A 25,442-nucleotide genomic window follows, 5' to 3' on the forward strand; every position below is an offset into this window, starting at 1 on the left:
TACAAATCGATCTCAATTTTTGTTGCTCAATATAAAAAGTTACAATGCTTTGTTTTACCAAAAAATAGGATTATTTGCTTATGAAAAAGTTTTACAAAATACAATTATCGGTGCTGTTTATCATGCTTTCGGTTGTTTTTTCGTATGGCCAGGATGTGACCGCTTCCAAAGAAGTAGCTGCTGCTGCAAGCTCTATCGAAAAGATTGAAGCTACAGAACGCTGGGTTGATAAGTTCTCGAATCAGGATTTGGTAGAATTGCCAATCGGAATTCGTAATACGGTCAGCAATATTCAATATTCTATAGGAATTACGAAAGCTGTTTTTTCGCCAGAATATACTACTCTGACCGTTTTTTGCAGAGTTGATATTCCGCAAAAGAACAAAAATGGGCAGCCAATGCAATTGTTTTTTGGTGCAGATAATGTGAAATTATCGCATCAGGGAGGTATAATGGGCGAAGCCAAATTAGTATTATTAGGAAATGTCGATATTCCGTTTAGTGAGAACAAATGGCAGGTTTCGCTAATGGGCGGTTTTGATATGGCTACCGGAAATGTAGATGACTTAACTTATGTAACGATCGACTGCGACGGTTTTAAAGAAATGAAAATCACTGGTGCAGTAGAGTTTTCAAGAGACCTTATACTTCCTATCGATCCAAAAACAAAAACCGTTGACGAAACAAAAACAACTGTAGAGAAAATATATTATAACGGAAAAGTAGCTCAGATTCCCAATAGAGTACGAGGGGATTTTAATTTTACCGCAACAGGCTGGAATGATATTTTGGTCAACGTAACCTTGCAGCCTTTTGTACAGGCGGATAAAAGAAACGGAAAAGATTATGAGGGCAATTTTCAGTTTTTAGTAAGCAATGCAGTATTAGATTTAAGTGATTTAAAAAATGATCCAAAAGTTATCTTTCCCGATTATTATGTAAAGAATAATCTTTTAATGCCAAGCCAGCAATCTTGGAAAGGAGTGTTTATTCAATCCTTTAAGGTGGGGCTGCCAAAAGAATTTCAAACCACAGACAGTGCCTCTAAAAAAGAAAGAATCACTGTAGGGGCTCAAAATCTGATCATTGACAAATTTGGCGTTTCGGGAACCTTTTTCGCAAATAATGTTTTTCCGCTGGATCGAGGTATAACGAGTGAAGAAAAATCATGGGCCTATTCTCTAGATCATATTGATGTAACAATAGCAGCTAATCTTTTTGTAAAAGCAAATTTAAACGGCCAAATATTACTTCCAATAACTAAAGGACTGCCTAAGGAAAAAGAAAGTGACAATACTCCCGCTGCCGTCACAGAAGCAGCAACTACTTTTGATGAGTTGGATGGAAATACTGAAAAAACGCCAAAAGCACCACCTCAGACCAAAAGAGCCGGCTTAGCTTACAGCGGATTTATATCCATGGAAGAACAGCGATTAACGGTTGTCACCAAAGATTCTATTTCTTTTGATCTCTGGAAAGCTCGGGCTTTATTGCTGCCAAACAGTTCCGTCGAATTAAAATTGGTAAATGGAAAATTTTTGCCCAAAGCGAACTTAAACGGAAGTATTTCTTTTGGTACCAATAAAGATGCGACAGACGAAACGGAAGTGAAAGGCAAGCGTATGGTTGATTTTAAAGGAATTTCCTTTGAAAATTTACAATTGCAGACCGTGTCGCCAGTTATTGCCGTTCGTAATATGGGGTATAAAGGAACAGTTGGCTTTGCTAATTTCCCTGTTTCTATTGGCAATATAAACGTTTCAATTAACGAGAATAACTCCAGAATCGATTTTGATTTGGGAATCAATTTGATGGATGGAACCTCTGGAGCAGGAGCCACAGCCCGAATAGGTATTTTGGGCAAAATGTATGAAGACGGCTATAGGCAAAAAAGTAAATACAATGGTTTAGATTTATCGGCGATCAGTGTTGACTGTAAATTCAGTGGACTGGCGATAAAGGGAAGTCTTATTATGATGGAAAAAGACCCTGTTTACGGAAATGGCTTTAATGCAGAATTAGAAGTAGATGTTGCAGGAGTTGTAACTGTGCAGGCCAAAGCTATTTTTGGAAAAAGTACTTTTAGATATTGGTATTTTGATGCTTCTGTAAAATGGCCGCCAACACCGGCTCCGTTTATGATTAATGGTTTTGGAGGAGGAGCTTACTATAAAATGCACAGAAATGCAGATGTTGCAGTTGCCGATTTTTCACCCTCGGGATTGAGTTATACACCAGATGAAAAAATAAATTTAGGAGTTAAGGCTTTGATTTATTTTCATATTGGATCAGAAACAATCTGCGATGGTGAAGCTGGTCTTGAAATTGCCTTTAACTCAAAAGGAGGTATTAATAAATTAGCCATTTTTGGAAAAGCAAATGTCGTTGCAAAGATACCAGGCCCAAAAAGCATCAGTGGTTTAATGGATAAGGTAGTTTCGAATGCGGTCTCAAAAGCAGTCTTTATGGCAGCAGATGATCCTGAACCAAAAGGCTCATTTGAAAGTGAATATATTGCCAAAGCAAAAAAAGGGGTGCCGGGCGATCTGTCTGCAGAAGTGGGTATCAAGGTAGCTTCCGCTATTGAATTTGATTTCCAGAATAACTCTTTGCACGGCTCACTTGATGTTTTTATAAATACTCCGGGCAACTTTTTGTCGGGTATTGGAGAAGGAGGAAGAGCAGGCTGGGCCGTTTTTCATAAAGATCCCAAAGATTGGTATATGTATATTGGAACTCCAGAGGATCGCTGTGGTATTAAGATTGGTGTAGCAGGTGTTTTCCTGAAAACGACAAGTTATTTTATGGCTGGAACTTTACTTCCTGGAAGTCCGCCGCCACCGCCAGAAGTAGCTAATATTTTAGGAGTTGATGCTAAAGAATTAGATTATATGCGTGACGAAAATGCATTGGCAAATGGAGGAGGAATGGCTTTTGGAGCAAGTTTAAATTTTGATACTGGAGATTTAAGTTTCTTGCTTTTCTATGCCCGTTTTCAAGCCGGAATGGGATTCGATATTATGTTGAAAGATTATCAGGAAGCCAGATGCTCGAATACAGGAAAAACAGTCGGTTTGAACGGTTGGTATGCGAACGGTCAATCTTATGCTTACCTTCAAGGAGAACTTGGAATTGGAGTTGAACTTTCGTTCTTAAAATTTAAAGTACCGCTTATTTCTGGCGGAGCTGCTGTGTTGCTGCAGGCAAAATTACCGAATCCGGTTTGGATGCGAGGATACATGGCAGGAAATATGAATATTTTAGGAGGCTTAATTAAAGGTAAGTTCCGATTTAAATTGGAAATTGGAGAAGTATGTCAATTTGAAAATGCCTCGCCATTAGGAGGATTAAAGCTTATTACTGATGTAACTCCTAAAAAAGAGTCTACAGATGTAGATGTTTTTGCCGTACCGCAAGCGGCGTTTTCAATGAAGGTAAATGAAGCTTTTGTAATTCCAGAAGACAAAGGAGATGTTACGTACAAAGTGATATTGGAGAAATTTAAAGTTTTAGACGGTACTGTAGAGATTCCTGGAGTATTGGAATGGAATTCTATGAAAGATAAAGCCAATTTTGTATCAACAGATATTTTGCCACCAAATAAAACGCTTAAAGCAGAAGTTGAGGTTAGTTTTCAAAAAATGGTAAATGGTGTTTTTCAGCCCATAAAAGTTGATGGAAAAGTAGCAAAAGAACTTGAAGAAAGAGTTTTTACCACTGGAAATGCACCTAATCATATTCCGCTTACCAACGTAAAATATTCTTATCCTGTGGTAGAACAAAAATATTTTCTGGAGGAAGAATTTTCTAAAGGATATATACAGCTCAAACGAGGTCAAGATTATTTGTTTGAAGATGGAAAATGGGAAACAAAAGTGAAATTTAATGAAGATGGAACTTCAAATGAAATTGTGGCAGTTTTTGTTTATAATAACACTTCAAATGAAGTAAATTACGATTTGCCTAATATTAATCAGGCGAAGAAATATAACTTTTCAATTGTCAGCAGTCTTAAAGATGGACAGCAAATCAATGTTGTTTCAACAGAAAAAACAAACACAATCAGTGACGGAGGAAATAATATTGAAGTAAGAGAAAATCAGGCGGATGCTTTATCTAAATCAGAAGGAGATATTGATAGACTTTCTTATTCTTTTACAACCAGTAAATACAAAACATTTGCTTCTAAGATGAATGCAATAACAACAAAAAGCTACAATTTTGGAGTATTGTACTCTGATGTAATCTATCTTACCAATACGATAACGAGTCAGGAAGCTTTTGATTTGACAGAATTGCAAGGTGCCACTTACAGTGATAATGTACCTCTTATTGCAGCACAATCGAAGCTTAATGATGAGTATTATACAACTGACATCTTTCCTTCTCTTTACAGAGATTATCCTTTAAATGGAGTTTATGTAATAACGAACAGAGATACAGCAGAATTGGGTGTAATTCCGGCAAAAGCAATTCCCCTTAGTGCTTATTATATGTCAAGTCTTGAGAACGATGTAAATCAATCTTGGACAACAAGCAATTTTCCTTTTAAATATAATATGCCTTTATTGTATAAACAGGATTGGGTTGATTTAAATAATCAGATTGTAAATGACTATGTCAATGGTGATGTAAACAATGATGCTTTAGCAAAACAATTTTTAAACAGCAATTATCTATTTATGCGTTATGGCAACTACGAAATAGATATGAAGTATAATTTACCAGGAGGTAAAAAATCCTCGGATTATACTTATAAATATAAAAACAATAATAATTTTAGGTAGAGAAAATTAAAATTCATATTTAAGACTGTCCTTCAGGGCAGTCTTTTTTTTTAATATTTTTGAATTTAATCGTATTGATTTTTATGATGACTTGATTAAAATCATTTTACGAAGCCATTCTGCGACTTGCTTTTTTTTTAATAGGAATTCATTTTGCTAATATTGATTCTTTAATACAGTAAAAGTGCCGCGATTTTGATCTCAATTTAGAGGTGTAGGAATGTAGAATTTTTCCTTTTTAGACTAACTAATATTTATGCCTAAATTTTTCTCCCTTGAAGTTTCGAACCCTAGGTCGACCGCCCTTGTCAATACTGATTTTATATTCTTGTAAAAGGAGAAGTGCCAGGATTCTGCCAAAAAAATTAAATTTAAATTTCTTTCTTAGATTATACATAACGATTCGAACCTAAACTCATAATCACTTGATTTTGCTGCATTTCTTGTTTTCGAAAATAATATGTGCCACGATTTTGCCACAAAACTTTTGAGTATTTTTACAAAGTTTGAAAAGTGTCTTAAAAGCAAAAAACCTGCGAATCCTAGGATTTGCAGGTTTTACCACGTTTTTTATGGGTTTTTGAAAAGATTGAAAAAGTGACCTTTTTACTTCTTTTACCCTTTTGGTGGGGAGAGCAGGATTCGAACCTTAAGCTTGAAACCCGCATATTTCCTGCGTTTTTATTTTTCTTAAACCTGTGTTGCCACGATGTTGCCACGAAAATAAAATTGTTAATTTTACGTGTGTAATGTTTCGATTTTCAGTCAATTGACTCGCTATTGATTGCTAGCCTTCTTTTTGTTGTAAATATAAGGTGTTTTATTTGTTAAATTGATTCATTTGTCTTGGTTTTGTTTGCTAACTCGAAATGATTTAGAACTGATTTTTAATTATTGTGGCTAGTATTTAATGTTTTAAAAAGTTCCGCTATCGTCAATATATGATAAAATTTCGCAAAATGAACACCTGTTTTTTGCCGATAGTTTGATCTAACTTACTTAAGTAAGTATTACTATGAAAATGCTGAATTTTGTGTTTTTGATTTCGATTAAAAATTATGATTTTTTAATTTATAGCTCGTATTTCTTCCAGCTCCCTCTTGTATTAAAATGTCCTTTTCTATTAGATCTTTGATATCCCTTAAAGCAGTATCTGTTGACGTTTTTGTCATTTCTGCCCACTTAGATACATTTAGATTTCCAAAGAATGAATCTAAAAGAGCCTGCAGCATTTTTTGCTGACGACCGTTAAAAGTTTTATCTCTATGAGATTCCCAGAACTGTCCTCGCTCTAGTATTTTCTCAATTGTAATATCTGTGCTTTCCATTGAACGAAATAAGCAGTTTAAAAACCAATCCAGCCAGGGTGTAATATCCAAATCTCCTTTTTGTGTTGATTCAAGAATGTTATAATATTCATTTCGTTCTTTTTGAATTTGTGCAGACATTGAATAAAACCGCTGTCTGCTTTGATCTGCTCTGGCCAGAAGCATATCTGCGACTGCTCTCGCTATTCTTCCATTTCCATCATCAAAAGGATGTATTGTAACAAACCATAAATGGCCAATTGCAGCTTTTAAAACTGGATCAATTTCAGCTGTACTATTTAACCATTTTAAAAAGCCCTGCATTTCTTGATCTACTACGTCAGGTAATGGCGCTTCGAAATGGACTATCTCTCTTCCCATAGGACCTGAAGTAACTTGCATAAGATCTTTACGCCAATCCCCAACGGTGATTTTATACATACCACTCCTTCCTGTTGGAAAAAGTGAAGCATACCAGCCAAATATTCTATCTTCTGTTAAATCGTTTGAATAGTTTTGAGTTGCATCAAGCATCATCTCAACAACACCTTCAACATCTCGTTCAGCCTTGATGGTACCAGCGATATCAATTCCTAATCTTCTAGCAATTGATGAACGTACTTGATCATGATTTAACAATTTGCCCTCTATTTCGCTTGACTTTATAACATCCAAAGTTAGTGTTTGCAGCATAGTCTCTTCCTGAAGTTTAAAACCAAGTGCTTTCATCTGTCCAAGGATTTTTCCTTGGCGATATCTGACTTTTCCTAGTATTACTGTAATTTCTTCTGAATTCCATTTAAAAGTTGGCCATTCTTTTTTTTGATGTATATACATATCCACCGCAATTTTGCGGTAAATTTATTGTTTATTTACCGCATTTGCAAAATTTGCGGTGATTACTTTAAATTAAAACCGCATTTTTGCGGTGATTGTATTTTTAACCACCGCAGCGTATCTAATAAATAATATAACTCTAGACTTAATGAATGATATTCATTAAAATAAGTACAAACTATATTACTACTGCTAACAGATTAAATTGTCTATAACAAATTTCCGAAAAATAGTTCAGGTGGTATAATATTAATCAACAGCTTTTTAGGTAGTAAAATTTCGATAAGAATTACTAATTAAAGGATTATCTGAACTCCAAAGGTGCTGAATTCCAGTTTTTAAAAAGACGGTGAAAAGATTGCGGATGCTCAGTACCTAAATGATAGGTGATTTCTGAAACAGACATAGAAGTGGTGGAAAGGCCGCTGCAGATTCGACCCCAAACCTTTTAGAGTTTGATTTTCAGGATATTTAGTCTTTACCAAATAGCTTGTGCCACAAAACTAGTAGGGTGAAATATTTTTAAAAACTTCCTTAATTTTTTGTGGCAAAAAAGGTATCCACTCCAAAAATATAAAAGTTGCAAGGCGCATAATTTTGATGAGCGGTCTAACAAATTGATAACAAAAAATATAAAAGTTTGAAACTTAATTAATACCAAATATTGACCGATAATCAGAGAATATGACCGATAACTACATCTTGGTATTAAGTAATAGTGCTTTTTATGATATTTACATATATAAAATTGTGAATTGATCTAAAAAGATTAATACAAAATATGTTTAGTAATTGCTATCAATTTCTTATACAATGAAAAGCCAGGTAGGAATATTTAAGTTTTATTATTCCATGAAATTTCAAACAATGAATTATTATAGTGTAAAAGGTTATAATGTCAAATTTTAAAATCTAATTTTTTTAAGAGGATTTCTAAATAAAGGAAAGTTTTAGTCTTCTATTAAAAAAAGATGGATATGAAGATTAATACTTGAGTAACAAAATTAATATATATGATTCTTTAAAAGATTTTTAAAATTTATTAGAAATCATTATTCCAGTAAGTTAATAATTGAAGTTTAAAAAATAATAATATTGATTTATTTATAAATCAATTTGATAATTATTATTCGGGTTTGTTATTTAAGTGAGTTTGATGATTTAATTTATGTAAAATTTATCGAATTAAAAGTAAAATTTGTTTTATAATTTCTGATAGGAGAGAATTTAATACAATTAAATTTAATGCAAAAAAGTTTCTTTTCTAGATGGTTTTAAGTTAAAGATAAGAAATTTCACGCAGATAAATATCTGCATAAATTTAATGAAATTTAGTTTAATTTTATTAATATACAATCATTGATTATTGGGGGTATCTGGTGTGGTGTCAATTTTTAAATCTATTACAAATGAACGAACGAGAAAAATCGAGAATATTTACAGTAGGCTTAATTATAAGTTTTTTACTTGTGTGCTGGGTAGTACTGTATTGTACAATAATAGTAATTAACTAATAAGGTAATTCATTAAAAGTGAAGGACAAAAGAATAATGCTATGTGAGCGATGAAACTTCTATAATTAGAATAACTGAAATTTCAAAATGAGCAAATATAACTTCAAGGGTGGAGTACCAATTTAGATGCACAAAGAGAATTTATATTCATATTATTCTAGAAAAATTATTCCATTTTTTGTAACGAATAAGTCAACTTTAAAGATGTTGTATTTATTCCAAAAAGATTATGGTAACTCAATAAATTTAGAGAAAAATGAAAGTTTTAGATGCCGAATTGGAAGAATCCAAAAGTGAAAACATTGCAATATTATTTTTATTAATGAATTCTGCTTGTAATGCGAAAAAAGCATTATTAGGGCGTGATATTAAAAGCTTTGAGAATGAGTATTTTAATATTGCTGAATTAAAATTATAATTTTGAAATTAAAGACGGCATAACTTTTCGAAAAAATTGATTTATCAAAAGAACAAAGACCAATATTTGTATCATTATTTTGATTAAAAAATATGTACTTTAAAATTAGTCCATTTTAGAGTTTTAAAAATGATAAAAATTTAACTTCTTCTATGGAAGTGCAAGAAATTTTAGATAATGTATTGAGAAAAAACAGCTAAAAAAATAATTAAATACGTAATTAAATAATTAAAAAAAATGAATTTATTTTTAAAATTTTTTATAATCTCAGTAGTATTTTATTCTTGTACATCGGTTGTAACTAAGAAACCTGTTAATTCTATTCCAATTGTTGGTAAATGGAAATGGACAAAATCAGTGCATGTTGATAATAAAACTTATTTATCAACACCTAAAACTATAGGGAGTTCAAAAAAGATTATTCTTACCGAAGATGGACGAATTATTACATACAAAAACGATGTTGAAATAAGAATTAATAAGTATGTGCTTAGTAAAGGCATTAGTATTTTTGATGAGAAGCAGTATGATATGATATCTTTTGAGGGGGTAACTTATCTTATTGAAAAAATTGATAATAATAATTTAGTACTTGCGCAAAATTCTGTTGATGGATATCGTTCTATTTTTATTAAAAATTGAGTATATATCTTAAAATGAATTACTGGTTTGATTTATAGTTGCTTATAGGTTTCTGTGCAGTAAGCTTTGGTGGGAATTTTTTGCGTTTTTTTATCATTAATTATGAATTAGTACGCATTTAAAAAGGAAGAGTATAGAAAGGATATTCATTAAGCCTCAGAAAGCAAATTATATTGAGTAAAGGTCTTTCAATTTTATAGTTGTTATAAGTGATTTAAAGAAATGAGTAATAATATTATTTTGTAAGATAGTATGTAAGTTATAATCTAAATTACTTAATAGAAAATGAAAGTTCTAATTTTTATAATTCCAAATTAAACCGCATATTTTTTTTCTTTTACTATAATATGGATTAAACTTTCATCGGAGAATTTGATACGATATTTGATAAATATTACCGTTAACTACTTTTTTTTTTATTAAAAAGCAGCAAGAATATTAGTAATGGTTAGAGTTTGAATTATTATAGTCTGTTTAATATATGGGAAGCGGTTTTCGTACTTTTTAAACTCATTTTGAGAAGAAGGACATAAAAAATCTCATTATTATGAAAAAAAAATTAAACAGGCAATAACAATTTAGGTAGTTTTTATAATTGACAGTAAATTATTTGAATGTTGTTCCTGATTTTAAAATTTTAACTCAAAGACTTATGGGAAAAAATATATTTTATTTTTTATTTCTGGTTCTATGTATGAGCCTTTTTATTAGATGTACAAATAAGGATACATCAGAAGAGAAAGCAAATTATGATAAGCAAATAAATGCAGCTGACCTGCCTAAAGGGAATAGACCAATGACCATGTTTGAGGACGATGAAAGTCCTTCAATAATGTATGATAATAAAGATAGATGGTTTCGCGTAAATCAACTGATGCAAGTCATTCAGAAAGGAAAAGATTCCGTACAGATTTCCTTATACTCCCCGGTCGGACTGACGGATGTAAAAGTGTATGCAAAGCTTGCAAACTACGACAAGAGATTTTTAATTTATGAGTTTTCGCAAGTTCCTGCTTTTCATCGTTCTTTTCATCAACTTCCGTTAGCTAATGGAAAACATAATTATAAACTTGAGAATGGTGAAACTGTAACAATTGATAAAATTAATGACTTATCTTCTGAAGAGATTAAATTTTCAGTAGAATCAAATGATCCCTTATATGTTAAATTAAAAAAAATAAAATCAGCACGGTTAGTCCAGTTTAGTGATCAATATCACAAGATTCAACCTGATAGATACTTGCCGATGAATCCTGTTCTGGCCAAGGAAGCAATACTGATGATTATAAATTATTCCTATGTGCTAAGTCATCCTTTGTATTATGATACTTTCATGAATTATGATAAGTATATAAAAGAACAAGGTGAAACTGATACGGATGGGTCATTAAATTGGCATGGAAATGCTGTAGATGTTGATGGTGTTTATGATTATTTTACCAAAGCTCAAATTGAGCAAGTATATAGTAATTATATTGACGGCCGAACTTTAAATATGGCAATGGTTGGGGGAGAAAATCCATGGGGAGGTGGTCCATTGGCTTCTCAATTTGAAGTTGATTACGTAGTTAGACAGTATATAGGTTTGATGGGAGTTTGGTCACATGAATATTCGCACCATAGCGGCTATGACCACTCTAGTAATTTATGTTTGGGCGGAGATATAGGAGGCGGCCAACGTGATATGTTGGCTAATTTATATAAATATTTAATATATTTGAATGATCTTCCTTTTACTGACGCGGATATTCTTAAAGGATATACAAAAACAGGTTACTTATTAGGCACTTATAAAAAACCTATTTTTACTATAGATCCTAAAAATCCATTTCTACTAAAATATAAAGGAGAAGGAAGTTGGAAATAAAATAATAATAGGAGGAAAATGAATGATGTATTGTTTTTGTTATTAGTCTTATTGTTAGTTAGCTAGGATAAGTATTCTATCAATCAAAAGTCTGTAAATAAAGAACATTTGTATCTTACTGAAGAGGCATGCATAAAACGATAGATCAAATTGGAACATGAACTTTGATCCAAAAGGTTTCGCAATTGCTAAAAAAAATATATGTGTATAATGATGATGTAGTTGAAAATTTTAGTGTGATAACGCTTATACATATTAAAACAATTTCATGGTGTGTGAAAGGTACAATAGTAATTCCCTTTACACGAATTTCATTTCTTTGTTTAGATAATAGGGAATCTACATAGGAAGTATTGATTCAGGACTTTTTATTATGGTTGAAATCACAATACAGGAATTAGTGTAATCAAAGTTGACGATTGGTGCAGTATTTTTATTAGCGTGTTCAGAGTTTTATGTAAAAGAGATTTAGTTTTGTTAAGGAAAAAGGAAAGTCCATTAAAGCTTTTTATGTTTCTCAAATTACCGAGAGCAGTAATTGGAACTTGCTTCCCGTTCTAAGCTAAACACTTTAGAATGGTTTTAAAGAGATTTACACTGAGATGAGCAGGACGGAAATTTAGTGGTCGCTGAAAGGGATGTCAAAAGTTATTACATTACAATATAGATACTATAATGAAGATGCCCCCAAATTTTTTAATTGAGGTTATGAGCCTGCAATGAAAGCTTTTGAAGGTAGCACAATTGTGATCAACTTTAATAAAGAATAGTCTATTACATATGAAACTGTTGGAGATGATAACTAGTTAAGATTTTATCCAAAAGAATTTATGTATGGCCACTTTAATAAGTACTTATGTTTCCAGTTTTTTAGCCAAAATACTATTGGAAGTATTGTTGGTATAGCCTAGCTTAACACCGTTTTTTTTTTTTTTTTTTTTTTGGCTGATAGTATTACTAAGAAATCAGAGTTTTAAGATAAACAAAACTGTAATTATGAAACAAAATTAATTAGATTATAAATATTGAAAAGATGTAAAATAGAGAAAATTTTATAAATCTTTTGATTTGGCAGGTTGTCTTTTTTTAGTTTTTTTGAGTAACTCCAAGTACATAATATTTATAGTAATGTAAATCACAAATTGCTATAAAATTTTGAATAGAATTTTGTAATTTATTTGTAGCCTAAACCACATTTTTAGGTTCCCATATGTTCTTATAATATTCGAATTGAAATTCAGTAAATATTAATAATACTGGTTTTTTATTTTGTGAAAAGCAAAGTGCCATAATTCGTTCAAAACATTAAGAATCGTTTTTGTTAGATTTCTTTTTTCCTCTTAAAAAGTTATTAATTCTTTATTGATCTCGTCGAGTTATTGTCAGAGCAGCTTTTGGTTTTAAATTTCGATTTTTCAATCCTTTGTAGTTGATGTTTTGTCATAATCTTGGCAACAAGGCGTCAGGAAATTGTTATACCTAGTACATCCAATTCTTCTGTAGTTTTGGAACTTCTATATTGGAATTCATTCCACTGGTAAATTCGGGAGATTTCGGATGTTATGAAAACTCTGTGCAGCGCCTTGCTGGTTGGAAGGCCCTTAAGCCATTTGTGATAACTGTTGGGGATGATCTGAAAAACCTTGCACATTTTTCCAACGGGAAATAATTGAGAATTTTTTTTTTTGATCAATTAATATCTTGCCTTCTGCTCGAGAAGATATTTAGAGTCTTTTTTAGAATGTCTCTTTCTGTCTTCAGGTCTTTAATTTCTTTTCATAATTGTAACAATTTCTTTTTTTCGTATCTGATAGGGGAGATGCTTTCAAAATGAACTTGCCTTCACGTTTGAACTTCCTCAACTGTAACAGCAATTTTTGCTAATATTGTGGTCATTGGCCACATTTAGGATACTTCAAAATGTATACTTATTCTCACTGCCAACACCTTAAATTGTAAGATGTATTTTTTTTAGAGCCTTTTTCATTCACTAAATTTCGAACGTGTTGCGTTTTTACTTTCCACATATTTTCAACAAAAGCCCTTGGCTTTTTGTAGTAAAAAAGATGGCAACTCCAAAAAGTATTTTCTATGTATGATACGATAATCGGCGTATTGAGACGTTATATCAATAATTTGACCTTTAACTACATTCTACTGGTATTAGTTCTGTTTGATTGGTAATTTAGCAGTGTTTATTGCAGTTCAATCTACTATTGTTATTCAGCTAAAAATGTTGATCAAATTTTAATGAAGAGTAAGTGTACTGTTATCAAATTTATAGAAAATAGACTAGTTCACTATTGTAAATCATAGGTTTTACATTTAATAGAATGAGTTATAAAATAGGAATTACCATGCATTAAATTGCACTGTATTTGCATTATTTCTTTGTTATTTTGATTAGTAGGTTTTTTTAGTAATGAAAAATATTTGCAGATTAGATTCACTCAATTCAGGGGCAAACTAGGTTGAGTGAAGGTATTCCGTTTTATAGGTAAGAGAAACTTTTAAATATCTGGCAACGTTGTTTTGTCTTTACTACTTAATTCTGTAAATCTTCCTGTATTTAAAGTCAATTTGATTCAATAGTAAGGGACTCTTTATTATACAATAATTTTAAATTTACTTGGCGTATAAAAAATCCAAATTAAAGCTTAGGTTGTAATTTATTTCTAATTTTTTATTGTTGTAACACATAGTAAATTCATTTTAATGAATTTTTTTAACGCTTTGTCTGATCATATTTGACTAGTATATTAAACGATTATCTTAAAGATAAGAACGTTTTACGGCTATATTGACCGTTAACTACTTTTGGTTATTTTTTACTTTCATAACTTTTGATATTTGTCCAAAGCAAATTAAATATATATATACATGTTCAGTTATTACTAGAGTTTGTAAAATCCGAAGGCAATATGTATTATAAATGACCATAATCTTACATCTTCAAATGACTAAAAAATTGAAAGACTAGTATTAATGGACTACAATTTTATTTTACAGTTAAGCAGAAAATTGAAATTACAACAATTTGATTCATAATAGGGTATGCTGCTGCCTCGTAAACAATTTATTGATGCTTTAAATTTAGATTTTGTAAAAAAATAGTTTAAGTATTCAATTAATAAAATTTTAGTAATGATAATAGATTTTGATACAATAAAAATCATGTGAAGGAAGTGATATTTAGATTCTTCTATGTAAGGTAGCATCTATAAAAGGTTTTTAATCTAAACTTTTACTGTAGTTACTGGGTATGTAAACACACAACAAAAAATAATTCACACTATTAATCAAAAGTGATTTAGACTAAGTGAAACACTGTATTGGTAGGTGAATATGCCTTTATTACAATTAAAAATTTCGGAAGATATATAAGTAAAACTATAAAATGAAAAGAAATACTATCTTAAAATCGGCAACTTTGATACTCGTAATGCTTTTGAATTTTGCAACATATTCGCAAAATTTAGTTTCATTTAATTCGAAAGTTAACAAGTACATAAATAATGTATTTCTAAATACTAATGATCAGTATAATAACAAAATTGGTATTATTGGTAATGAGGTTAGTGCTGTTAAAAATGATGCAGTTGAAAAAACAAATCCAGTAATAAAGTATGCGCAGAGTCCATATGCTGGAATTGTATCCCAATGCCCTATTGATGGTGTCTTACTCCCTAAACTATTTTTGTGCGGATTAAATGATTCAAGATTAATTCAGACAGGTATAACAGATGCATCTTTTATAACTTGGCAAAGAAGAACAGGAGGTTGTAGAGACGAATCAAATGGTACTTGTGCAAATAAAGATGGCAATTGTACTTGGGCCGATGTTGCAGATGGTCCAGATTATCTGGCAAATAGTAGTGGAGAATTTAGAGTGAAAATTAGATATCAGACGAATGCAGAATCCGTTTTTTACTTCAATGTTTATAAAAATGAACTAGATCCTAGCGGAATAATTAAGAGGGATATTATTAAAAGTGTAAAAGGTTGTGAAACCTTGGGACAAATAATTGCAGGTGGATTTGGTGATGGATATGAGTACAGTTTTACTACTAATTCAGCTCCTGATCTTTGGCAGGATAGTAATGTATTTCAAGTTTCAAGTGCTGGTTCTTACAATATTTTTATAAGATTAAAAGGTGTAGCTGGTGGTTGTGTTTTTAATGTTAAAAATACGGTAATTAATGCAATTGACTTTTCTACTTTAGTAACTGCAATTCAGCCAAAATGTGTTGGAGAAAAAGGAATTATTAATATTAAGACAAATGCACTTAATAATCAGCTTAAATATTTAATTTATAAAGACGGAAGTGAAAAACCTGTAAGTGATGTTGGACCATTATCTCTATCTGATTATGAATTTATTGGTTTAAATGCCGGATCATACAAAATCGTAACTACTATTGATGGTACATGCGCCATTGACGAACAAATAATCGAAATTACGTCAGCCACTAAAATTACAAATAATTCTGCAATTACTCAAGCACTAACTTCATGTAATAATGGTATAATTAAAGCATCAGCATCTGGAGGAAGTAAACCCTATAGATATTCAGTTAATATTGATGATGCTGGTTTTCAAGATGCTTCGAATGGTACAATTATTGTTTTAAAAGGGGGAAACTATGTAATTCGTGTTGAAGATTTAAACGGTTGTATAGTAGACAAGACAATTCTTGTTAATAAGGTAGTTAAGCCAGAATATACTATAACATCAAGTAGTGGAAAATGTGGGGAGAAGGGGACTATAAACGTAAATCTTACAAATGCGAATGGTTTTACTATAGAATATAGTAAAGATAACGGAGTTATTTATCAAAACGGCAATGGAGCAGGTATTGTTTTTAGTAATTTAAGTACAGGGCAATACAATATAATAGTAAGATATAAAAAAAATGGTGTTAACAATGATAATAATTGTTCAGACGCCCCCCAAACGGTTACCATTGGTACAGCCACCGCCTTAACGGCTTCTGCAGGTATACGCTCGCAATCTGGATGTGGGCCAGATTCCGACCCCTCACTAGGTATAGCAAGAATTACAAACCCACAGGGAGGAACTCCTTTTGCTGGGCCTAATTTGTATTTGTACAGTTTTGATAATCAGTTGACTTGGGTAACTCAAAACGAAGGTTATATTAAGCCTGGAGGACCCTATTCAGTTTACATAAAAGATGCAATTGGTTGTATTTTTGAAATGGGTGGCATTAAATTAGATGCAAAACCGCCGGCGCCCACTATCACCATTAGTGATCCTGTGTATAATTGTACTGGAACTGCAACTGCTACGGTTATTATTAATGGTGGCCTGGGAGACCCTAAGTATTCTTATGAATATTATCTTGATGGTTTGCCAAATCCTAATAAAACGAATCCTAATATTTTTTTAAATGTTCCTAAGGGAGATCATTATATTTCAGTGGATTACACCTTGGCAGATGTGGGTTCATACAGTAGCTTATTAGATGAAAGTTTCGGTAGCGGAGAAAGTACCACCTCCCCGGGTATTAATAATTTTTATTATTGTTTTGAAAGACAGCTGGCCAATCAACCGGCTACTAACTGCAATGGGAACTATGCTATAAATGATGGAGATTATACTGTAACAAGTTATATAGATCAAACAGCACATGCTGCTTTTAATTGGCGATTTCCAAAAGATCATACTAGTAATGGGGCTGATGCTAAAGGTAGATTTCTGGTTGTTAATATTGGTGATCAAATTCCAGCAACTACTATTTTATATGAAAAGAAAATTAATGATGTTATTCCAAATCAACCTATTAATTTTGATTTTTATGTGATGAATTTAATGAAACCCGGTACGGGTAAGGAAGATCCAGATTTAAGAATTGCTTTAGTTGATGCTAATGGTTCCGAGATATCATGGTTTGCTACAGGTGCTATTGTAAGATCAAGCGGTGATACAGATTGGAAGCATTTTCCACAAACTCCGATAACTCTTAATCCTGGGAATAATACTTCGTTGCGATTAATTATTCGTTCTAATAAAAGAGCTTCAGATGGAAACGACTTTGCTTTAGATGATATTAAAGTATTTCAAATTCCTAAAGCTTGTGGCACACAATCTTTATTCAAATTTAAGGTTAATTCAAATAAAGCATTTTCAGCTAGGGTTGAAAATGTTACAGCTGCAAAATGTAAAGGTGATAGTAATGGATCATTTACTATCTATGCAGAAAATTATTTAAATACATTTGAATATTCTGTAGAGGGCCAGCCATGGAAATCATCTAGTGTATCTCCAGTAACAGTAAGTGGCTTAGAAGCTAGCAATACTCCGTACAGTGTTAAAGTTAGGTACAATGCTAGTGCTGGGGATTGTGATTTTGATATCCCTACGATAGTTACTTCATCTGAAACATTTTTAGTAGATGCTTCAGCTTCAGCAGCAACGTGTTCTGATGGTGCAACTATTAAAGCAACTGCAACCGGTGGCACTGAACCTTATTCATTTATACTTACAAATTCAGAAGGTGTTCAGACTCCATTCCTTAGTGATGGATCTGGAGGTGGTATTTTAACTCAAATTCAACCCGGTACGTATACTGTTTTAGGTACTGATAATAATTCATGCACTAATAGTAGTAAAGAGACTACTGTCGTTATCGATCCCCCAGTACCACCGAAAGCAAATATTGTCCAGAGTACAGATTTATGTTTTAATAATAACACAGGTGCTTCAATAAATGTTAGTATTACGGATGGTGTAGGACCTTTTAGTTATCAGGTAAGTCGAGATGGTGGATCTACTTACGGACCTTTAAGTTCAAGCTTTAATGAACGTACATTTACATATAAAGTACTTGCAGCGGGAACATATGATTTTATAATTATCGACAAAAATAGCTGTAAGTCAACACTAGTTGGCCAGACAATTGCGCCTATGTTTGACGCAGCAATAGAGATTAAAAAAACATTAAGCTGTCTAACTGGTTCAACTGATGCAAAAATTACGGTTACTATTAGTGGTGGGACATCTCCATATACCTATATTATTAAGAACAGTGAAGGAATCGTTTTACCAGGTGGTGCAACTATTAACACTAATACTTTTGATTATACAACTGGAACAGCGGGAGTGTATACATTTGAGATAACAGATGCTATTGGATGTTCAAAAGAAACTTCCCCTGTTACAATAAATGATCCTGAACCTGTAACAGCTTCTTATACAAAAGTTGACCCTACTTGTACTGGATTCAATGATGGTATTATAACATTAAAAGCACTTACTGGAGTTGGACCATTTCAATTTAGTATAGATAATGGTGTCACTTTTAATAATGTGTTTAAATTTGGAAATTTAGTAGCTGGAAGTTATAAATATGTTGTTAGAGACTTTAAAGGTTGTGATGAAGCGGGGACAATTTTATTAAATGACCCTCCAGAAATTAGTATGAATATTGTTACTAATGGAATTACTTGCAATAATCCAACAAAACCTGGAAGTTTTGATGTGAATGTAGTCTCAGGAGGAACTGCTCCGTACGTTTATCATTTGTATAATAATTCGATGGTAGAAGTAGATAAATATAGCGCCGCTACTGTAGCAGATGCTGCAGCTACACATAATTTTTCAGGATTAGTATTTGGGGATTATTATATTAACGTAACTGATGCTAAAGGCTGTGAATATAAAAGTAGTAAATTAAGAATTGAACCACTTCCATATCTAAATGTTACAGGAACTGTTGTTGGAGCTACTTGTGCTGATGGTATTTCTATTACTTTAGGCGTTACAGGAGGAACTGGACCAAATTTTATGTACACTATTTATGGTATTGGTACAACTTCAGGTTCAGTGCCACTGAAATCATATACATTTAATCATCTAGACCAAAATACAAATTATGTTTTTGAGGTAACAGATTCGAACGGATGTCCATCTTATATTGAGATTAAAACTCCAAAAATTTCTAATCTTGCTATTGATCCGATCATAAGTACAGATGTAACTTGTAATGGAGCTGCTAATGGAGAGGTTACATTTACCATATCTAATTACAATGCTGCAGAACTTCATTTTGAAGTTAGAGACAACTTAACTAATTTGCCACTTAACCCACCAATCAAAGGAGTAGCAACTGGTTTAGGCGGGGGGGGGTATACAGATACTTTAAAGGGATTGAAACCGGGCAACTATTCTCTTTTTGTTAAAGAATTTGATGGTACGTTATGGTTATGCTCTACTTCAGAAGTTTTTCAAATTAATCAGCCAACAATGCCTCTTGATTCAAAAATTGCTAGTGTAGTAAATGGAAATTGCCAAAGAGGTGCTCTGGTAGCAATAGAAACTACTGGCGGTAAAGGGCCATATTCATATGCGGCTGCCGTGGCGCCTGCAATACCTTCCGTGTTTTTGCCTAGTAATGTATTAGAACTTCCGGCACCAGGTGAAAACTGGAATATAATTGTTAAAGATTCTCAAGGATGTACATTTGCTTTAAATCAAATGACAATCATAGATCCAAGCCCTGTTATTGATTTGTCAATAATTAATCAGTGCGCTGACGAAAATGCTTTTGCGCTTCATGTTGTTGAAATAACTCCGGGAACAGGAGCATACGATATTAAAATTGATAATAGAGTTTTTACCAGCATAGCAGGACTTCCATACGATGTTATGGGATTAACTTCCGGATCTCATGAGATTACTATAAGAGATGCTAATGGTTGTTCAAATACAAAATCTATAACAATTAATGCACCATTAAAAGTTACTCCATTGATTACAAAATTGCCAGTATGTAATAGTAATACAGGTGAGGTTATTTTAGATCCATCTGGTGGAGCGGCAGATTCTTCACTTGATGATTATGAATTCACAAAGGACAATTGGAGTACAACTCAGGCTTCAGAAATTTTTGGTAGTCTCATTCCGGGGAAATATAATTTTATGGTAAGAGATAAGAGAACTAAATGTGAAACAGGATGTGAGGTAATTATTCCCAAAGCTACAGATGTAATAGGACTATTAGCAACTACAAGAAATGTAACTTGTTTTGATGGCTCTGACGGAGGTATATCGGTAAATATTGATGAAACAAATGACAATCCCCAGTACACATATAGTTTATCTGGTAGTTCAATTAGTCCAATCGTAGATCAAGTTTCATCTGAGTTTAGTAATTTAAAAGCAGGCACTTATACAATCACGGTTAAATCCGGAAGAGGTTGTACATCAACTCTGGAAAATGTTGTGGTAGGCCAGTCGCCATTAATATTAGTAACAAAGACAACTGTTGCGCAATACACTTGCGCATCCGATATAAATAGAGCGAGCAATGCGACTATAACTATAGATAAGGTAGAAGGTGGTTCTGGTAAGTATGTGACCTATCAATTCTTAAGGGATGGTGTCGAGGTTCAAAACAAGGATTCGAATGTTTACACAGAAACAGATCACTTAGGCGGAAGTTATATCGTAAATGTATACGATCATAATAATTGTGTTGGGACATCATGGCCGCTTACAATTAATCCTTTTGTAATGTTAGATGATATTAGTTTTAGTAAAGTTTTGCCTATTAGTTGCTCTTCTGGTGAATCTATAAAAGTAAATGTCGCTGTTACCGGAACGATTGCACCCCCTTTGAAATTTACATTAACAGGAATAGACAAAACAGTAATTGTTCCTGAAACAAATAATACGGGGGAATTTTCGGGTTTAGGAATCGGGGACTATTTAATAACAGTTATTAACACTGATTCAGATTGTGAAATTTCGGACTATTATCACGTATTTGATCCAAATACATTTGAGATTAAAGTTAATCCTATTAAGTCAGATATCTGTTACGGCGCTTCTAATGGAACTGTAGAATTGACCTTAATTGATACGAAACCTCTTCCAACAGACGAAGCGGGAGCCTTTAATTATAGCATCACAGGAGCTATGCCAACTATTGAAGGACAGGCAGATAATAGTGGTCCCTTAGTAATTTCAGGATTAATTGCTGGTGAATATAACGTTGTAGCTAAATTGGTTAATACTCCTGGCTGTGAAGTTGTAACTAGCTTTCATATATCGCAACCACAATCTGAATTAACTCTTAACGAAACACACACGGAAATTACTTGTAAGGCAGGAAATATGGACGGAACAATTACAGCAAATGCTGAGGGTGGATGGCCAGGTGGATTTTATCAATATGAATTACGGGGTCCTGTAAGTCATGATTATTCTGAAGAATTCTTTTTTGAGAATTTAACTGCGGGACATTACATTGTTAATGTTAAGGACAGCAAAGGTTGTATTGATTCAGTTGAGGTAGATTTAGTTATTCCAAATCCAATACAATTCACTGCAACACCAACGGCAACAGTTTTATCATGTCACGGCGATGATAGCGGAGTCATTACAGTTTCGTTACCAACAGGAGGTCAAGGCTCTAACTATAATTATATTTTAAATTATACAACTGCAGAAGGAGAAGTTATAAAAGTAGGTCCACAGGATTCGAATGTATTTAGCGGTCTTGTGGCAGGAAGCTACACTGTTATTGTAACGGACGGATTTGGTTGTGAAACTACTTCAGCTAATATAATGATTTCAGATCCTGTAAAAGTTAGAGCAAATTTATCTCAGGAGAGCGGTATTACATGTTATACAGACGCTACTCTTACTTTAACAGCAACAGGAGGTAAAGGCCCTTATACTTATAGTGAAGATGGGATTACATATGGATCAAGTTTTGACTCCAAAGTTACTTTCACAGTAAAAGCTGGAGCTCACCATTATTATATCAAAGATGCTCTAGGTTGTGTAAGCGATCTTTCTGGTGATGTTAAAGTAGAGCCTATTGTTCCACTTTCTATTGAGCTAGATTTAAGAAATGCAAAAGTTAATTGTACAGGCGACTATAATGCAATAATTTTTGCAAAAGCAACAGGTGGTTTAGGCAATTATCTATATTCATTATTGGATAAAAATAATGTAGAAATCAGGTCAGCTCAAGCCGATGGAATTTTCGCTAATCTTAACGCAACTTCAGGTCCCTATACAGTACACGTGAAGAGCAGAGATTGTGAGGAGAATTCTATAGCTATACCTATAACAGCGCCTGAAGATCCTTTAATAGCAAATCCAGTAATAACTCCAATTAAATGTTTTGGCGAAAAGAATGGTGCAATTAACGTTACGGCTACAGGTGGAACAGGAGTTATTAAATATGCAATATCACCAAACTTAGATATGTTTGTTGAAAGCGGAACGTTTGAGCGCTTAGAGGCAGGCTTATATACTGTTATTGTTCAGGATATCCTAGGTTGTAGCACAGTATATAAAGATATTGAGGTTAAAGGGCCACAAATTTTAATTGCTTCTGAAATTCCAAATTCATTAATTCCAGAAATTTGTAAAGGAGACAAAGACGGAGCATTCTTTATTCAAGTTAAAGGAGGATTAGCTCCCTATTTTGAAAGCCTTGATAATCTGGAAGGTCCTTTTTTACCTTTAAAAGGTCCTACTAAAGATTATTTAAACCAATCAGGTGGAAAACATAGGGTTTACATTAAAGATAGTAACGGATGTATGAGTGAGGTAGAAATTAACATGCCGGAGCCTGTAATGCTTAATCCAACTTACGAAATCATTTATGACTGTGTAAATAATGCACAATCTAAAATGGTAATAGTGACAGTTGACAAGAGTAATAAAGACCTTACGCAAGTAGATTATTCACTTGATACTGATGTGGGACCATGGCAGTCAAACAACATATTTACAAATGTTGCTCCGGGAAGTCACTACATAGTAGCAAGACATACAAATGGATGTAAAGTTCCAACGGCAAGTTTTGATATCAAACCTTATGATCCGTTAACGCTTGCATTGTCTGAGGGACAACAAGAAATGAATGTAATTTCAGTTACAACTTCGGGTGGAGCACCGGGTTACGAATTCAGCTTCAATGGAGAGCCGTTTACATCAACTAACAAATACGAAATCTACAAATCTGGAGATTACGTAGTAGTAGTTAGAGATCAAAATGGATGTACAGCGACAATTAATGTTCCTGCAATTTACATTGATGTTTGTCTTGCTAATTATTTTACTCCTAACGGAGACGGTGTTTACGATACATGGGGGCCCGGTTGTACAAATATTTATCACAACCTTGAGTTCTCAATCTTCGATAGATATGGTCGTTTGCTTGGCAAGTATCATTATGGTCAAAAATGGGATGGAAGATACAATTCAACTGAGTTACCTTCAGGTGATTACTGGTATGTTCTTAAATTGAATGATGAAAAGGACAATAGAGAGTTTATTGGACATTTTACCTTATACAGATAAGCAAAATTTCAGTGCGATGATTATGCCTAAAAAAAATATTTAATGAAAAAAATTATTTTATCAATATTACTCTTGATTATAACAACATGTTATAGTCAGGAGTTAAGCCTTCCGGTTTTTACACAATATTTAGCAGATAATCCTTTTGTTATATCTCCGGCTTTTGCTGGTATTGGGGATAACTTAAGAATTCGGGCTAATGGGTTGTCGCAATGGGTGGGTATAAAAGACGCACCTAATAACCAGTCGCTTTATGCCGATTTTAGAGTTTTGGACAGATCTGGAATTGGAATCAATATCTACAATGATAAAAATGGTTACACAAGACAAACCGGTGCTAAAGTTTCTTTTGCACACCATATCATTTTGGATTATTATTCTAAGCAATATTTATCATTCGGAATTTCGTACAATTTCAATAATTTTCAAATTGATACCGATAAGTTCAATACTACGATTGAACAGCCTAATTTAGATCCTGCAGTTACAGACAATCGTTATACATCAAATAGTAACTTTGATGTTAGTGCCCTTTATCGCAACAAAAAATTCTATTTAAGTTTTAATGCGAATAATATTTTTAAAAAAAATGTAGAGAAATTCAGAGGAATTGAGCCAAGTTTACTGTCAAACTATCAAGTATATTCAGGCTTAATATTTAAAGATGCTGAAAACAGTCGTATTGAATATGAGCCATCTATTTATTACCAATATTTTACCAGCGATAAACGTTCTACAACCGATTTCAATTTCAAATACAGGCACTACAATCGTTACGAAGATTATTATTGGATTGGAGTTTCATATCGTTTTTTGAATGATAAGTTTCCCAAACCACTTTCTCTTGGCCCCATGGTTGGTTTTATGAAATCTAAATTTTATTTTGGTTATTCCTACCAGATTATGTTCAATGACCTTGAAAGTTTTAATAAAGGCACGCACATGTTAACAATTGGTTTCGATTTCTTAGAGTCAATTAGTAACTGTTCTTGCACAGAAGGCCCGGTTCATAATTAATTAGGATAATGCTGATTTACTGCTACTGATAAAAAAATATGAAGTAGATAAGCAAGAAAATAGTTAAGTTGCAATTTTATGTTTTTTTAGATACTAGATTACTGTAATAGTTTAAAGCGCAAAGTTTTCATTTTTTAATTTACTAAATTTAGATGGATTCAAAAGTTTAAAATTTTATATTCTCTTCGATATTAATTTTATTTTGATAAATTGATTTTGTAAAACGCTAAATAGAATTTTATAAAAGAATAGTGCTGTATTTCCAGTATCTAGATGGTCTTAAATGAAATCTAATGTCTGTCGTGAATTTAATATTCAACTCTAGATTCTCAACATTAGATGCGTTAAATTTCAACTTGTTAAATATTCATAGATGATTAAAATGCTTGTAGAATGGTGAGTGGTGTCTTATGCATAACCTTACCACGCAGTTCTTTCATTTGATTATTCTGTTTTGTAAATTCTTCCAACACTTTAATCGAGGAGTAATTTTTTCCAATACTTAATCCATGAACTTTTAAATTAGAGGTTAAACAATGTAAATGATTTCTATTTTGTATTCATTTGCTTTTTAGTCTATGGATCAAGAAGATCAAGAAGATCAAGAAGATCAAGAAGAAGAAGAAGAAGAAGAAGAAGAAGAAGAAGAAGAAGAAGAAGAAGAAGAAGAAGAAGAAGAAGAAGAAGAAGAAGAAGAAGAAGAAGAAGAAGAA

The 25,442-nt window shown here is 32.6% G+C and carries 7 protein-coding genes; 6 read left to right on the forward strand and 1 reads right to left on the reverse strand.

All coding sequences use genetic code 11. The annotated features are described in order from the left end of the window. Positions 1 to 80 precede the first annotated feature (80 nt). On the forward strand, positions 81 to 4,787 hold the full coding sequence (locus tag EV145_RS21405) for a hypothetical protein (protein WP_133527222.1): 4,707 nt from the start codon (positions 81 to 83) through the stop codon (positions 4,785 to 4,787). Positions 4,788 to 5,836: 1,049 nt separating this feature from the next. Here EV145_RS21405 and EV145_RS21410 read toward each other — a convergent pair. After that, positions 5,837 to 6,931, reverse strand: coding sequence for a Fic family protein (locus tag EV145_RS21410; protein ID WP_133527223.1), 1,095 nt, complete (start codon positions 6,929 to 6,931; stop codon positions 5,837 to 5,839). A gap of 1,770 nt (positions 6,932 to 8,701) precedes the next feature. On the opposite strand from EV145_RS21410, the gene EV145_RS22505 reads away from it, so the two are divergent. From EV145_RS22505 to EV145_RS21435, 5 genes are all read left to right on the forward strand, one after another. Beyond that, complete coding sequence (locus EV145_RS22505; protein WP_166638503.1) at positions 8,702 to 8,863, forward strand: hypothetical protein; 162 nt, start codon at positions 8,702 to 8,704, stop codon at positions 8,861 to 8,863. Positions 8,864 to 9,100: 237 nt separating this feature from the next. Beyond that, positions 9,101 to 9,505: a hypothetical protein gene (locus EV145_RS21420; RefSeq protein WP_133527224.1), complete on the forward strand. Its 405-nt coding sequence runs from the start codon at positions 9,101 to 9,103 to the stop codon at positions 9,503 to 9,505. 652 nt (positions 9,506 to 10,157) lie between these two features. Next, a complete protein-coding gene (locus tag EV145_RS21425; protein WP_133527225.1) occupies positions 10,158 to 11,372 on the forward strand; it encodes a hypothetical protein in 1,215 nt (404 codons plus the stop codon). 3,397 nt (positions 11,373 to 14,769) lie between these two features. Further along, entirely contained in the window at positions 14,770 to 23,712 is an 8,943-nt protein-coding gene (locus EV145_RS21430) for a T9SS type B sorting domain-containing protein (RefSeq protein WP_133527226.1), read from the forward strand. A 42-nt stretch (positions 23,713 to 23,754) separates the two neighbouring features. Further along, entirely contained in the window at positions 23,755 to 24,729 is a 975-nt protein-coding gene (locus tag EV145_RS21435; RefSeq protein WP_133527227.1) for a type IX secretion system membrane protein PorP/SprF, read from the forward strand. Positions 24,730 to 25,442: the final 713 nt, after the last annotated feature.

The organism is Flavobacterium sp. 245, from assembly GCF_004362055.1.
Classification (GTDB): Bacteria; Bacteroidota; Bacteroidia; order Flavobacteriales; family Flavobacteriaceae; genus Flavobacterium.

Excerpts from the sequence above, each read along its gene's own strand:
- EV145_RS21405 (WP_133527222.1), top strand. The coding sequence starts at position 81 with ATGAAAAAGTTTTACAAAATACAATTATCGGTGCTGTTTATCATGCTT.
- EV145_RS21410 (WP_133527223.1), bottom strand. The coding sequence starts at position 6,931 with ATGTATATACATCAAAAAAAAGAATGGCCAACTTTTAAATGGAATTCA.
- EV145_RS22505 (WP_166638503.1), top strand. The coding sequence starts at position 8,702 with ATGAAAGTTTTAGATGCCGAATTGGAAGAATCCAAAAGTGAAAACATT.
- EV145_RS21420 (WP_133527224.1), top strand. The coding sequence starts at position 9,101 with ATGAATTTATTTTTAAAATTTTTTATAATCTCAGTAGTATTTTATTCT.
- EV145_RS21425 (WP_133527225.1), top strand. The coding sequence starts at position 10,158 with ATGGGAAAAAATATATTTTATTTTTTATTTCTGGTTCTATGTATGAGC.
- EV145_RS21430 (WP_133527226.1), top strand. The coding sequence starts at position 14,770 with ATGAAAAGAAATACTATCTTAAAATCGGCAACTTTGATACTCGTAATG.
- EV145_RS21435 (WP_133527227.1), top strand. The coding sequence starts at position 23,755 with ATGAAAAAAATTATTTTATCAATATTACTCTTGATTATAACAACATGT.